Origin of the sequence: Microbacterium paraoxydans, assembly GCF_900105335.1 — a bacterium.
Classification (GTDB): domain Bacteria; phylum Actinomycetota; class Actinomycetes; order Actinomycetales; family Microbacteriaceae; genus Microbacterium; species Microbacterium paraoxydans.
In genome coordinates this window covers 2,648,795-2,662,475 of record NZ_LT629770.1, presented here as the reverse complement: position 1 = coordinate 2,662,475, position 13,681 = coordinate 2,648,795, and the positions used below count along the sequence as shown (strand labels likewise).

General features: G+C 68.5%; 13 protein-coding genes. 7 read left to right on the top strand and 6 right to left on the bottom strand.

Annotated elements, in window-relative coordinates; translation table 11 throughout:
* Positions 1-25 precede the first annotated feature (25 nt).
* On the top strand, positions 26-928 hold the full coding sequence (locus tag BLU02_RS13055) for an arginase family protein (protein WP_082749957.1): 903 nt from the start codon (positions 26-28) through the stop codon (positions 926-928).
* Positions 929-952: 24 nt separating this feature from the next.
* Here BLU02_RS13055 and BLU02_RS13050 read toward each other — a convergent pair whose 3' ends face one another.
* Together BLU02_RS13050 and BLU02_RS13045 are read right to left on the bottom strand one after the other, a co-directional pair.
* Positions 953-2,245 (bottom strand): hemolysin family protein, encoded by a 1,293-nt coding sequence (locus BLU02_RS13050; protein WP_060921382.1) that lies wholly within the window; start codon positions 2,243-2,245, stop codon positions 953-955.
* A gap of 94 nt (positions 2,246-2,339) precedes the next feature.
* Positions 2,340-3,359, bottom strand: a complete 1,020-nt coding sequence (locus BLU02_RS13045) for a TerC family protein (protein ID WP_060921381.1) — start codon at positions 3,357-3,359, stop codon at positions 2,340-2,342.
* Positions 3,360-3,716: 357 nt separating this feature from the next.
* Here BLU02_RS13045 and aspS point away from each other — a divergent pair, with 357 nt between their 5' ends.
* A complete protein-coding gene (gene aspS, locus BLU02_RS13040; protein ID WP_060921380.1) occupies positions 3,717-5,018 on the top strand; it encodes an aspartate--tRNA(Asn) ligase in 1,302 nt (433 codons plus the stop codon).
* A gap of 59 nt (positions 5,019-5,077) precedes the next feature.
* Here aspS and BLU02_RS13035 read toward each other — a convergent pair whose 3' ends face one another.
* The 3 genes from BLU02_RS13035 to BLU02_RS13025 all read right to left on the bottom strand — a co-directional run bounded on the left by BLU02_RS13035 (position 5,078) and on the right by BLU02_RS13025 (position 7,299).
* On the bottom strand, positions 5,078-5,725 hold the full coding sequence (locus tag BLU02_RS13035; protein WP_060921379.1) for a GntR family transcriptional regulator: 648 nt from the start codon (positions 5,723-5,725) through the stop codon (positions 5,078-5,080).
* Between the two features lie 120 nt (positions 5,726-5,845).
* On the bottom strand, positions 5,846-6,868 hold the full coding sequence (locus tag BLU02_RS13030) for an NADP-dependent oxidoreductase (RefSeq protein ID WP_060921378.1): 1,023 nt from the start codon (positions 6,866-6,868) through the stop codon (positions 5,846-5,848).
* Positions 6,869-6,909: 41 nt separating this feature from the next.
* On the bottom strand, positions 6,910-7,299 hold the full coding sequence (locus BLU02_RS13025; protein WP_060921377.1) for a DUF1304 domain-containing protein: 390 nt from the start codon (positions 7,297-7,299) through the stop codon (positions 6,910-6,912).
* Between the two features lie 98 nt (positions 7,300-7,397).
* Between BLU02_RS13025 and BLU02_RS13020 the strand changes: the two genes are divergently transcribed.
* The gene (locus tag BLU02_RS13020; RefSeq protein WP_060921376.1) at positions 7,398-7,991 is read left to right on the top strand and encodes a TetR/AcrR family transcriptional regulator; all 594 of its coding nucleotides are present in this window, start codon (positions 7,398-7,400) and stop codon (positions 7,989-7,991) included.
* A 61-nt stretch (positions 7,992-8,052) separates the two neighbouring features.
* On the opposite strand, the gene BLU02_RS13015 is transcribed toward BLU02_RS13020, so the two are convergent.
* Positions 8,053-9,099 (bottom strand): NAD(P)-dependent alcohol dehydrogenase, encoded by a 1,047-nt coding sequence (locus tag BLU02_RS13015; protein ID WP_060921405.1) that lies wholly within the window; start codon positions 9,097-9,099, stop codon positions 8,053-8,055.
* Positions 9,100-9,301: 202 nt separating this feature from the next.
* On the opposite strand from BLU02_RS13015, the gene BLU02_RS13010 reads away from it, so the two are divergent.
* The 4 genes from BLU02_RS13010 (at position 9,302) to BLU02_RS12995 (ending at position 13,339) form a co-directional block, all read left to right on the top strand.
* Entirely contained in the window at positions 9,302-10,768 is a 1,467-nt protein-coding gene (locus BLU02_RS13010) for an alanine/glycine:cation symporter family protein (RefSeq protein WP_060921375.1), read from the top strand.
* 101 nt (positions 10,769-10,869) lie between these two features.
* Positions 10,870-11,559 (top strand): TetR/AcrR family transcriptional regulator, encoded by a 690-nt coding sequence (locus BLU02_RS13005; protein ID WP_060921374.1) that lies wholly within the window; start codon positions 10,870-10,872, stop codon positions 11,557-11,559.
* Between the two features lie 48 nt (positions 11,560-11,607).
* Entirely contained in the window at positions 11,608-12,546 is a 939-nt protein-coding gene (locus BLU02_RS13000; protein ID WP_060921373.1) for an ABC transporter ATP-binding protein, read from the top strand.
* A complete protein-coding gene (locus BLU02_RS12995; RefSeq protein ID WP_060921372.1) occupies positions 12,539-13,339 on the top strand; it encodes an efflux permease Rv1217c-related protein in 801 nt (266 codons plus the stop codon). Before BLU02_RS13000 ends, BLU02_RS12995 begins: the two co-directional genes overlap by 8 nt.
* The last annotated feature ends 342 nt before the right edge of the window (positions 13,340-13,681 follow it).

Sequence of the window (13,681 nt, the reverse complement as noted above, 5' to 3'; positions counted from 1 at the left end):
CGGACGCCGGGGGCAGGATGAGCGCATGATCACTCTGCTGTCGGCCCCCAGCAACCTCGGTCTGCGCCCACCGGAGCCCGGCAGCGTGCCCGGCTCCGCGAAGGCACCGGACGCGTTCCGGGAGGCGGGGCTGTTCCGGCGTTTCACCGGTCAGGGCGCGAGCGACGGCGGCATCGTGCTCGCCGGCCGCTACGTGGACGACGACGCCACGCGGCCCGCGGGGCGAGTACGCAACGAGGCCGCTTTCGTCGACCACTCCCTCCGCCTGGCGGCGCGCATCGGGGAGGTCCTCGACGAGGGCCGCGCCCCGCTCGTGATCGGCGGCGACTGCGGCATCCTCATCGGCGCCGGGATCGCCGTGAAGCGCCGTGGAGGCGCGGGGCTCGTGCACATCGACGGGCACACCGATTTCCGCCACCCGGGCAACAGCGACGAGTGCGCGAGCGTGGCCGGCGAAGCGCTGGCGGGCGCCGTCGGCGTGCATTGGCCGGCGATCGCCGACATCGACGGACTCGCGCCGTACTTCTCCCCCGCCCGCACGGCCCACATCGGGCATCGCGCCGACGACGAGGAGCAGGCGGAGGTCCGCGGCCTCCTCGCGCGCGTCACGCCGGCGGCCGACGTCCTGGCACGAGGAGCCGACGCGGTCGCCGCCGAGACCGCCGCGGCCGCCGACGGTCGCTACTGGCTGCAGCTCGACGTCGACGTGCTCGACCCCTCGGTGATGCCCGCCGTCGACAGCCCGGACCCGGGCGGCCTCGGTGCCGCGGAGCTCACCGCACTCCTGCGCGCCCTCGCCCCGCAGGCGATCGGGGCGAGCATCACCGTGTTCGACCCGGACCTCGATCCGGACGGCCGCTACGCCCAGCTCCTGACCGAGGTCCTCAGCGATGGGCTTCGCGAGCTGGGCAGCGGAGCGCGCGACTGACGCGCCCCGCCACCCGGCGGTCCGTCAGTCTTCGACGCCCCGCTCGGCACCCGGATCGGTGAGCATCGAGACGCGCACGCGTGCGATGCGGCGGCGATCGATCTCCACCACCTGGATGGTCGCGCCCGGCACCTCGACGGTGTCGCCGACCACGGCGAGACGGCCGAGCTGCTCGGTGACGAATCCGGCGATCGTGTCCGAAGACCCCCGGGGCATCGCGAGCCCCGTCGCCTCCTCGAAGTCCTGCAGGTTGAGGCGCCCGTCCAGTCCGTCGTCGGCGGAGAGGAAGACCTCGGCGTCGTACTCGTCGAAGATCTCGCCGACGACCTCCTCCACGAGGTCCTCCAGAGTCACGAGACCGTCGGTGCCCCCGTACTCGTCCACGACGACGGCGATGTGGTGTCCCTCGGCCCGCATCCGGGTGAGGGTGGGCAACACCCCCGCCGTGGACGGGATGTACGGGATGTCGCGGACGAGCCCCTGCAGCGGGCGCTCCGGGTCATCCGCGGCAGCCTCGAAGAGGTCACGCACGTGCACGAAGCCGGTGATGTCGTCGATCGACGTCTGGGACACGGGGTACCGGGAGAAGGGCAGCTCGCGGACCTGCTCCATCGCCGACCCGACCGTGGCAGCCTCGTCGAGCGCCACGACCTCCGGTCGCGGGCGCATGACCTCGCTCACCTGGCGTCCCCGCAGCGAGAGCACGTCGTCGAGGATGCGGCGCTCGTCGTCGGGCAGGCCCTGGTGGGTCGCCACGATGTCGCGCACCTCCTCGTCGGTGAGCTCGTCGCTCGTCTTGTGCGGGTCGCCGCCGAGCACGCGGACGAGCGCGTTCGTCGAGACCGACAGCAGCCAGATCACCGGGCGCATGACGGTCGCGAAGCCGTTCAGGGCCGGCGCGACCGCGTACGCGAACTGCGCGTTGCGCTGGATCGCCAGCCTCTTCGGCACGAGCTCGCCGAGCACGAGCGACAGGTACGCGATGATCAGCGTCAGCACGATCGTGGCCAGCGTCATCGCGAGCGGAGGCGCGACGCCCCAGTCCTCCAGCAACGGCGCGACGGACGGCGCGATCGAGGTCGCTCCGTAGGCGGCGGACGCGAAGCCCGCCACGGTCACGCCGATCTGCACCGCCGAGAGGAAAGTGTTGGGATTGCGGGCCAGGGCGGCGACCTTCGCTCCCCGACGGCCGCGAGCGGCGATCGCGTTGAGCTGGCTCTCACGCAGCGTGACCAGGGCCATCTCCGTCGCAGCGAAGACACCGCCGATCAGCACGAAGAGCAGGACGAGGGCGATGTTCCAGAGCAGATCGCCCATCAGCGGGCGACCTCCTCGGTGGCGGGGTGAGCACCCGGGATGAACCGGGTGCTCGTACTGTCAGAGTCCGAAGAGTCAGAACAGCGCTGCGCGCTCAAGAGTGCTCCTTGTCGATGGTGGGGGTGGAATCGGTCGAGGACGAGACGGCGTTGCGGTGCCGGCGCGTCTTCATCAGGCTCGCGACGGTGGCGACCGCGATGGTCGCGGCGATGAAGAGCAGCGAGAACCAGATCGGGATCTCGGGCGCCCACAGCATCGGCTCACCGCCGTTGATGAACGGCACCTCGTTGACGTGCAGGGCGTGCAGCACGAGCTTCACGCCGATGAACGCGAGGATGACGGCGAGGCCCTGAGCCAGGTACACCAGGCGCTCCAGCAGCCCGCCGATGAGGAAGTACAGCTGGCGCAGACCCATCAGGGCGAACGCGTTCGCGGTGAAGACGATGTACGCCTGGTCGGTGAGGCCGTAGATGGCGGGGATGGAGTCGACGGCGAAGACGAGGTCGATGAAGCCGATCGCGATGATCGTCAGCAGCATCGGCGTGACGTAGCGCTTGCCCTTCTGGACGACCGTGAGCTTGTCGCCGTTGTACTCCTCGCTGACGGGGAGGTGGCGACGGACGAACGTCATGAAGCGGCCGTTCGCGGGGTTGCTCTCGTGGCTGCTGAAGGCCTGGCGGTACGCGAGGAAGAGCAGCAGCGCGCCGAAGACGTAGAAGATCCAGGAGAAGTTCTCGATGAGGGTCGCACCGACGGCGATGAAGACGCCGCGGAGGATCAGCGCGATCACGATGCCGATCATCAGCACCTTCTGCTGATAGATCTTCGGCACCGCGAAGCCCGTCATCACGATGAGGAACACGAAGAGGTTGTCGATCGACAGCGCCTTCTCGGTGAGGTAGCCGGCGAAGTACTCGCCGCCGTAGGTCCAGCCGGACACCATGCCGATGCCCACGCCGAAGAGCAGCGCGAGGCTGATGTAGAAGATCGACCAGCGCGCGGATTCGCCGATGCTCGGCTCGTGCGGCTTGCGGACGTGCGCGAAGAACTCGTACACGAAGAACGCGATGGTGACCGCGATCGTGATGACCCAGATCAAAGGGGTGATTTCCAACGGGTACTCCAGACTCGGGCGTGACGGAACAGCGCCAAAGTCTTCCCCATCCCGCCGAGCGGGACCGGTGGGCCGGGATGCAGACGCATCCGTAATGACGACCCGACCGTGTCGGAGTACTCCCCTTGGATAATCCAGGGTACGAGACGGTGCCCGAGCGATTCTGTGGATCTGCCGAGAACGCCCCTAGACTGGACGCGGCGACCGCCGGGGCGTGACGACCCCCGGCCTCCGTGCAGGCGGTCCCCGCGCGTCCGGCGTACCGACGAGAGGCCGGCTTCTCACCGGCGAAGGTGTGGTGGCACCGCGATCTGGCCCCCGCCCACACCTCCAGGGCTCCCACAACCTGGAGGAGAAATGAGATCACCCGACCCCGCCCGCACTCTCGCCGCGGAGCTCGCCGAGGCCACCCCCGGCCGCCGTGTCATGCTGCTCGGTCACGTCCATCGACGGAGGGAACTCGCCACCGTCGCGTTCCTGATCATCCGCGACCGTTCGGGCCTCGCCCAGGTCGTCGTCCGTGCCGCCGAGCTTCCGACGGACGGCCTCCCTCCGGAGGAGACGGTGGTCCGCGTGACGGGGACCGTCGCCGCGAACCCGCAGGCCCCCGGCGGCGTCGAGATCGTCGACCCGCAGATCGAGAGCCTGTCGGAGCCGGCTGCACCGCCGGTCGTTGAGCTGTGGCGCCCGACGCTCGAGACGAGCCTTCCGACTCTGCTCGACCACGCGGCGGTGACCTGGCGCCACCCCGCACGCCGCGCGACCTGGCAGATCGCCGCGGCGAGCGTGCGGGCGTTCCGCCGGGTGCTCGACGCTGCGGACTTCACCGAGGTGCAGACCCCGAAGATCGTCGACACCGTGACCGAGTCGGGGGCGAACGTGTTCCCCGTGGACTACTTCGGCAGGACCGGGTACCTCGCGCAGAGCCCGCAGTTCTACAAGCAGCAGCTCGTCGGCGTGTTCGAACGCGTCCACGAGGTGGGGCCGGTCTTCCGGGCCGAGCCCCACGACACCGTGCGGCATCTGTCGGAGTACGTGTCGCTGGACGTCGAGCTCGGGTTCATCCGCGACCACCGCGACGTCCTGCGACTCCTCGGCCACGTGCTGCGAGGCATGCTCGACGGCATCCGCGCCGACGCAGCGGAAGAGCTCGCGCTGCTCGACGCGACGCTCCCCGTCATCCCCGAGGACATCCCCGTCGTGCACTTCCGCGACGCGCTGCGCCGGGTCGGGGCTCCGGCCGACGAGCCCGACCTCTCCCCGGCGCACGAGCGGGCGCTCGGGGCGTGGGCGAAGGAGGAGTTCGGCAGCGACATGCTGGCCGTCGAGGGGTATCCGATGCGCAAGCGTCCGTTCTACACGCACCCGCAGCCCGACGACACGGAGTGGAGCAACAGCTTCGACCTCCTGTTCCGGGGTCTGGAGCTCGTGACCGGCGGACAGCGGCTGCATCGACACAGCGAGGTCGTCGCCGCGATCGAGGCGCGGGGCGAATCGCCCTCGAGGTACGCCGGCTACCTGGAGGCGTTCGCGCACGGGATGCCTCCGCACGGCGGCTTCGCGATCGGACTGGAGCGCTGGGTGGGCCGACTGGTCGAGGCGGCCAACGTCCGCGAGGTGACGCTGTTCCCGCGCGACGTCCATCGCCTTACGCCGTAGCCCCGGGACGCGACGAGGGCGACCGCGGTGTGCGGTCGCCCTCGTTCGTCAGCGCAGGATCACTCCGAGATCTCGGCCAGTCCCGACTGCTCGGCCCGATCGATGATCGCCGGGAGCGTCTCGTCGAAGAAGGTCACCAGCACCGCACGGGTCTTGACCGCGTCGCGCTCCGACGTCGCCTCGCGGATCGCGCCGACGAACTCCTCGACGGCGGACCAGTCCACGGCGTCCTTCGCGTGCTGGGTGAACCGGCGGATCTGCGGGCCGAGGCGCTCGATGGAGTTGGCGCGCGTGGCGTTGCCCTCGATCCGGGCGAAACCCGTCGCCGCGCTGCGGAGCGCCGCGCCGAACGCGATGATGTCCCGCGCCTGCACCGACGCCGCCATGTCGTCGGCGAGCTCCACGAGATAGGCCACATCGTCGTCCTGGATCACCGGCATGACGTGACGAACCGAGCCGATCCAGATGTCGCCGAACAGGTCGACGGCGTTGCGCACCCGTTCCAGATCGATCGGGGCCACGCGGGTGTATCGGTTGCGCTGCATCTCGACGAGGCCGTTGTCGGCCAGGCGGTCGAGGGCATGGCGGATCGGCGTCTTCGAGGTGCCGAGGCGTTCGGCGAGCTCGTAGTCGCGCAGGCGCTCGCCGGGCTGGAGTTCGCCGCTGATGATCGCATCCTGCAGGCGCACGAAAGCCTCGTCGCTCATCGACCGGCGTTCGAGGGGGCCGCCAGAGAGTGTCACACTGCCTCCAGTGGGGGTCATGGAGAGTGAAGTTCTACGTCTCAAGCAATATATCTCAAATGCGCGGGCGGCCCGCTCCGGACGTCAGGCGGAGGGCGTGACGCGCACGAGCATCTTCCCCGTGTTGGCTCCGCGCATCATGTCGAGGAACGCGTCGACCGTGTTCTCGATGCCGTCGACGATGGTCTCGTCGTAGGCGATCCGCCCTTCTGCGAACCAGCGGGTCATCTTCTCGCTGAACTCCGGCGACAGGTGCAGGTAGTTCGCCAGGGTGAAGCCCTGGAGACGGAGACCGCGCGTGATGATGTTCGCCATGTTGTCGGGCCCGGGCACGCGCTCGGTCGTGTTGTAGCTCGTGATGGCGCCGCACAGGGCGATCCGGCCGCCGTCGTTCATCACGTCGAGCGCGGCTTCGAGGTGGTCGCCGCCGACGTTGTCGAAGAACACGTCCACGCCCTCGGGCGCGAGGGCGGCGAGCTGCTCGCGCACCGGGCCGTCCTTGTAGTTGAACGCCGCGTCGTAGCCGTACTTCTCGGTCAGCAGGGCGACCTTCTCGCGCGAGCCCGCCGAGCCGATCACGCGGCCCGCGCCGAGGAGCTTGGCGATCTGACCGACAGCCGTGCCGACGGCACCGGCGGCGCCGGAGACGAAGACGGTGTCGCCCGGGGCGAGTCCGGCGATCGCGGTGAGCCCGACGTACGCGGTGAGGCCGGTCATGCCGAGGATGTGCAGGCGCAGCGACAGCGGCATGCCGGGCACCTCGGGCACGGCCCGGAAGGTCGACGCGTCCGCCTGCACGACATCGCTCCAGCCGTGCTGATGCAGCACGACGGTGCCGACGGGGAGGTCGTCCGCCGCAGAGGCGACGACCCGGCCGATGGCGCCACCCGCGATGACCTCGTCGAGGGCGTAGGGAGCGACGTAGCTGCGGACGTCGTTCATCCGCCCGCGCATATAGGGGTCGACGGAGACGAACTCGTTCGCCACGCGCACCTCCCCCGGCGCCGGATCGCTCAGCTCGACCTCGACGGTGCGGAAGTCGTCGTGGGTCGGCCACCCCTCGGGGCGGCGGGCGAGCTGGATCTGGGTGCTGATGGCGTGGGGCATTTCTCTCCTTCGTGAGGATCTAGGGGGTGCTGCGGCCGGACTCAGACGAGGAGGCCGATGGCGAGCGCGATGACGCCGAGCGCCGGGATCACGCCCTGCTTCAGGGCGGCGGACGCCTTGTCGGGGCTCGACAGCAGCAGCACGAGGCTCGCGGCGACCATCGATCCGGTGCCGGTGAAGACCAGGGTCGCGCCGACGGCCGTCGCTCCCGTGGCGAAGAGGACGATGCCGAGGAGGACGGCGATCGCGAGGAACAGGTTGTAGAAGCCCTGGTTGAAGGCGAGTTCCTTCTGTCGCGCGGCCTCCTCTGCCGTGCCGGTGCCGAACGTGCGGCGAGCGCGCGCACTGGTCCAGGCGAACGACTCCAGCCAGAAGATGTAGACGTGCACGAGCGCGGCGATGCCTGCGAGCACGAGTCCGGCGATGACCATGGCAGTCCCCCTTCGACGCGGCGGGGCCGCGCATTCTGTATCGGTCGTTCCAATATATACTGGATCAAGCGATTCACAAAAGAGCAGGAGCAGGGTGGATGGGGCGCACACAGACCTTCGACACCGCGGAAGCGGTCCGCGCGGCACGCGGCGTGTTCTGGGAGCGCGGCTTCGAGAGCGCGCCGCTGCCGGAGCTCGAGCGCGCGACCGGCCTCAGCCGCTCAAGCATCTATCACGCCTTCGGTTCCAAACGAGGACTCTTCGACGCCGCCGTCGAGAGCTACCTGGACGAGGTCATCCGTCCGCGCCTCGCCCCGTTGACGGGCGAGACCGTGGCGCCGGAGGCGCTGGAGACCTATCTCGGCGGACTGCGTGCGGCCCTGCTGACCGCGGGGAGCCTCCCGGCGACGAGCGGCTGCCTGCTGGTCAACACCGCCGCCGCCCCCATCGGCACTGACGACGCGGTCGCCCGGGTCGTGGCGTCCTATCGCGGGGAGCTCCGAGAGGCGTTCGCCCGCGGCGTCGGGGCCGCTCTCCCCGAGCTCGCGGGAACGGAGGTCGACACCCTGGCGGACGCCTGCACGGGCCTGGTGGTCTCCGCCTTCGCCCTCGTGCGCGTGGCCCCCGACGCGGCGGCGAGCGCGATCGATGCGGCGCTCGCCCTCCTCGCCGACCGGCGACGCTGCAGCTGAAGCCGCACCGAAACGACGAACGCCCGGGAGGGCGATCCCTCCCGGGCGTTCGAGGCCGATGTTAGGGGACGATGACGGCGCGTCCGCGGATGCTGTTCGACGCGAGGTCCTCGTACGCCTTCGGACCGTCGTCGAGCGTGTAGCTCTCGGTCTGGACGTGGATCTTGCCGGCGCGGGCGAGGTCCAGCACCTCGATGAGCTCGGCGCGGGAGCCCCAGTAGGGGATGCGCACGGCCGCGTCATAGGCGATCGAGCCGAAGCCGAGCGTCATGCTGCCCCCGCCGATGCCCACGATCGTGATGTCGGCCTCGAGTGCGGCAACGCTCTGCGCCAGGGCGATCGTCGGGTTCGCGCCGACGAAGTCGAACACGGCGTTCGCGCCGAGACCGCCGGTGAGCTCGCGGATCTTCTCGGCCGCCGACGCGTCGCTGATCAGCACGTGATCCGCGCCGACCTCGGTGGCGAGCTTCAGCTTCTCGTCGTTCACGTCGAGGGCGATGACCGTGGCACCCGAGATGGCCTTGAGGATCTGGATGCCGACGTGGCCGAGACCACCAGTACCGATCACGACGGCGACCGTGCCGGCGCCGAGCTTCGGAAGCGAGTTCTTGATCGCGTGGTAGGGGGTGAGGCCCGCGTCGGTCAGCGAGACGTTCTGCACGGGGTCGAGGTCACCGAGCGGCACGAGGTGACGTGCGTCGTCGACGATCATGTACTCGGCCATCGAGCCCTGGCTGCCCAGCCCCGGAGGACGGATGCCCTCGGCGGCGGCATTCGTGCAGTAGTTCTCCTTGCCCATCGAGCAGTTGTGGCAGCGACCACAACCCCACGGACCATAGACGGCCACGGCATCCCCGACCTTGAGCGTCGAGTCGACGCCCTCGCCGACCTCGTGCACGATGCCGGCGCCTTCGTGGCCGAGCGTCAGCGGCAGCGGGTAACCCTGCTCGTGGTAGTCCTTCTCGGGAAGCCCCATGACGTAGTCGTCGGAATGGCAGACACCGCCCGCGGTGACCTTGAGGAGGACCTGTCCGGGACCGGGCTTCGGAATCGGGATGTCGACGACCACCGGGGGCTTGCCGATCTCGACGTAGCGGAGAGCTTTCATGAGCATCTTCTTCCTGGCGTCGAGAGGTCTGCCGCGCGGTGCGGAGGCGGGGGCTCTCGATACCGTCCCCTCCAGTATCCGCCCGATCGGGACCTTCCTCGTCTTCCGCAAGGCGGGCAGACACCGGCGGACCCGGCAACTTCTCAGCTCCTGGATTTTTCTCAGCCTGGTGAGCCGGCGTCGACGTCGCCATACTGTGCGGATGGATGCTGTTAACGAGTGGCTGCTGACCTGGGGCGACAACCTGTGGACATGGATCGTCCTCCCGATCGTCGTCCTTCTCGGGCTCTACTTCACGATCCGCTCGGGGGTCGTGCAGTTCCGTTTGATTCCGGAGATGTTCCGCACTCTGAAGGATCGAACGCCCCGCACGGAGAGTGGTGAACCTCAGTCCGTCTCCTCCTTTCAGGCGTTCACCATCTCCGCCGCTTCACGAGTGGGCGTCGGCAATATCGCGGGAGTGGGAACCGCGATCGCGATCGGCGGCCCCGGTGCGGTCTTCTGGATGTGGCTGATGGCATTCATCGGTGGAGCATCCGCGTTCATCGAGTCCTCTCTGGCGCAGCTGTACAAGAGGCGCGACAGAGACGGGTTCATCGGCGGCCCCGCCTACTACATGCAACGCGGACTCGGAGCGCGATGGATGGGCGTGCTTTTCGCCGTCATCCTCATCATCTGCTTCCCCATCGCCTTCAGCTCGTTGCAGGCGAACACCATCCAGGCGACGATCGCCGGCAGCCTCGGCGGAGAGTCCACTGCCTGGCTGCCGTGGGTCACCGGCGGTGCCCTCGCACTGCTCATGGGACTCGTCATCTTCGGGGGCGTGCGCCGCATCGCCTCCGTCACCCAGACGCTGGTCCCGATCATGGCACTGCTGTACCTGCTTCTCGGATTGGTAATCGTCGCGATGCACATCGAGCGCCTGCCCGGAGTGTTCGCCACGATCTTCCTCGAAGCCTTCGGCCCGAACGAGGTCGTCGGCGCAGCGCTCGGCTACATCATCCTCACCGGCGTCAAGAGGGGGATGTTCTCCAACGAAGCCGGACTGGGCTCGGCCCCCAACGCAGGAGCGAGCGCGGCGGTGACGCACCCGGTCAAACAAGGTCTAGTGCAGACGCTCGGCGTGTACTTCGACACCTTCCTCGTCTGCTCGATCACCGCGTTCATCATCCTGGTCTCGGTTCCAGACCTCGCCAACGCGGAACGCGGCATCGGGCTGACGCAGGGCGCGGTCGTCAGTGCGCTGGGCGCCTGGTCGAACATCCTCCTGATCGTCATCATCTTCCTGCTCGCGTTCAGCTCGATCCTCGGCAACTACTACTACGGGCAGACCAACGTGGAGTTCATCACCTCCAGCACCGGGGTCCTGCTCGGCTATCGCCTCTTCGCGATCGCGGCGGTGTTCGCCGGGGCCCTCGTCTCCGCCGATGTCGTGTGGAACTTCGCCGACGGCGCGATGGGCTTCATGGCTCTCGTCAACCTCGTCGCGATCGCTCTGCTGTCCGGCGTCGCCTTCAAGCTCTTGAAGGATTACACCCAGCAACGACGAGAAGGGCTGGACCCGGTCTTCACGAGGGCACGCCTTCCCGAGGTCCGCGGGATCGAGGTCTGGGAGGACGAGTTGTCGGTCACGGGACCCATCGACCTTCCCGCGCCGCGTGGGCGATGACGGCATCCATCGCCACCTCAGACGCCCGGTCTGCGAGACCGACGGAACGGAGATGACCCCGACTCTTGCCCGTGACTGAACGCCCGTTTAGCATGCTGACTATGCGTTCAGGAATCGACGACCTCACCACCAGGGCGCGCATTCGCGACGCCGCGATCGTCCGGTTCAGCGAGCGCGGATTCGACGGCGCGAGTCTGCGGCAGATCGCGCAGGATGCGGGCGTGAGCCCGGCGCTGATCCTGCACCACTTCGGAAGCAAGGAAGGACTCCGCGACGTGTGCGACGCGCACGTCGTGAGCACGTTCCTCGCCGAACGAGACGGCATGACGGGTGCCGACGCCGCGCGCCTGATGCGGGAGGCATTGGACTCGTTAGAGGGTCGCAATGTCGCACTGGACTACCTCGCCCGGATGCTCCTCGATGACTCCGCCGCGTCCGATCATCTCTTCGACATGTTCCTCGCCAGCACCAGAGAGATGCTGCGCGAACAGATCGCCGCGGGCACGATGCGCGAGCAGTCCGACCTGGAAGCCACTGCCGTGTACATGACCCTCTACGGTCTCGGTCCCGTCATTCTGCGGCGGCACCTCGCGCGCGCCTTCGGAGAGAGCACGCTGACGACATCGCTGCTGGAACGCTCGACCATTCCCGTGCTGGAGCTCTACACGCACGGGCTCTACGCCGACGACCATCTGCTCGTCGCCGCGAAGGAAGCGCTCGCCAGGAGCAGCGGGCCCTCCTCGGACAAGGGCGAGAACGACCCGAATCAGGACCCGGATCCTCCCCGCTGACGAGATCTCCGAACCTGGTCCCCTTCACCCTCCGAAAGGAGCAGGGCCATGACCCCTGCCATCGAACTCACTCACCTTCGCAAACAGTACGGTCGGCACACAGCGGTCGACTCCCTCGATCTCCGCGTCGATCCCGGCACCGTGTTCGGGCTCATCGGCCCTAACGGCGCAGGAAAGACCACCACGCTGCGCATGATCCTCGACATCATCCGCCCCACGTCGGGCGCTATCCGGGTCCTCGGCGAAGACCCGCGCCGCGGCGGCCCGGCCCTCCGACGACGCATCGGCTTCATCCCCGGCGAGCTCCGACTCGACGACCGCACGACGGGACGCCGCATGCTCGACTTCTACACCGAGGTGTCCGGCCCGGTGAAGCCCGGCACGATCGACCGGCTCGCGGACCGACTCGACCTCGATCTGAGTCGCCCAGTGCGCGCGCTCTCGAAGGGCAACAAGCAGAAGCTCGGGATCGTCCAAGCCTTCATGCACGAACCACCCTTGCTCGTGCTGGACGAGCCGACCAGCGGGCTCGACCCGCTCGTCCAGAGAGAGTTCCTCCACCTCGTCACCGAAGCCAGAGATCGCGGCCAGACCGTGCTGCTGAGCTCCCATGTGCTCAGCGAGATCCAGCAGACGGCCGACATCGTCGCCGTCCTCAGTCGAGGGACGGTTGTTGCGGAGGGTGATGTGGCCTCACTCAGACTCGGCGCCATCCGGCGCGTGCGCGTCGGTCTCGATACGACGGCGGCGACCCTGATCCGGGAGCAACTCGGTGCACTCCCGCAGATCTCCGAGCTCGACGTCCGCGGCGAGACGGACACCGTGCAGGTGAATGCCACCGTCGAAGGTGCCATCGACCCGCTGGTGAAGGTGCTGGCGCAGCACCACGTCCTCGACCTCGCGATCGAGGAACCAGATCTGGAGGAATCGGTCCTGCGGCTCTACGGCGACTCCTCGCGTCTCGAGGCAGGTGAGGGCGATGCGTGACGCGCTTCCCCTCTTCCGGCGCGCTCTCCGCGAAAGCTGGCGCGGAACGCTGAGCTGGACCATCGGCGTCGCGGCGGTGCTGTTCCTGTACCTGCCGCTGTTCCCGAGCATCGGCGGCAACGGGCAGATGCAGCAGATCATCGACAGCCTGCCCCCGGAGCTCGTGGGAGCACTCGGCTACGACCAGATCGGCACCGGGGCGGGCTACGCACAGGGGACCTTCTACGGCCTCATCGGCTTCCTCCTCCTGACCATCGCAGGAGCATCATGGGGAGCGGGCGCCATCGCCGGCGCCGAGGCGTCAGGGCGCCTCGAACTCGACCTGGCTCACGGGGTGGGGCGGGTCAGGTACGCGATCGAGTCCGCCGCGGCCATCCTCGCCCGGCTCGCGTGGCTCGGTGTGTTCGCGGGGGCCGTGGTCGCCCTGCTCAACGACCCGGCACAGCTCGACATCGATCCGATCCGCATCATCGACACCACCGTCGTCTTCGTCGGTGTCACGATGCTCTCGGGCAGCGCCCCGCTCCTCTTGGGCGCTCTGTTCGGCCGCCCTTCCTGGGCTGTCGTTGCGGGCGCGGGAATCGCCGTCGTCGGATACGCCTTCAACGCGATCGCGAACCAGGTCGAGGACGCCGAGTGGCTCCGGGCGATCTCTCCGTACTCCTGGGCGTTCCACCAGGCTCCCCTCGTGGAGGGGTTCGATCCCGGCGGCGCCGTGGCGCTCTGGGCAGTGAACGTCGCATTCGTCGCCGGAAGCGCCTGGGCGCTGCGACGCCGCGATGTGATCGGCTGAGGCGATGCGCGCGCCATCGCTGTCCGTTTCCACGAAAGTTGGCAATCAGTGAGTTGGACGCCCGCGTAACGACGCGCCGGTGACGCGGGAGTGAGCCGACATGTCTTGTCACCAAACCTGTCGACACTTTCGCGGGGAGTCCGGCGCCGCAGGCAAAAGGCCCGCACGAGCAATCTGGTCGCTCCAACGACGTTGCGGGACCGGTCGTTCGCCGGTCCGCGGCTAGCTACACTCACCGCGGCCCTCACGACGACGTATCTGCTGACAAGAGCGCCAACGTCCCGCCGGCTCGCACCCACCGGTCGCCTTGCGCGTCTGTGAAGGTGACTTGCGAGACTCTCC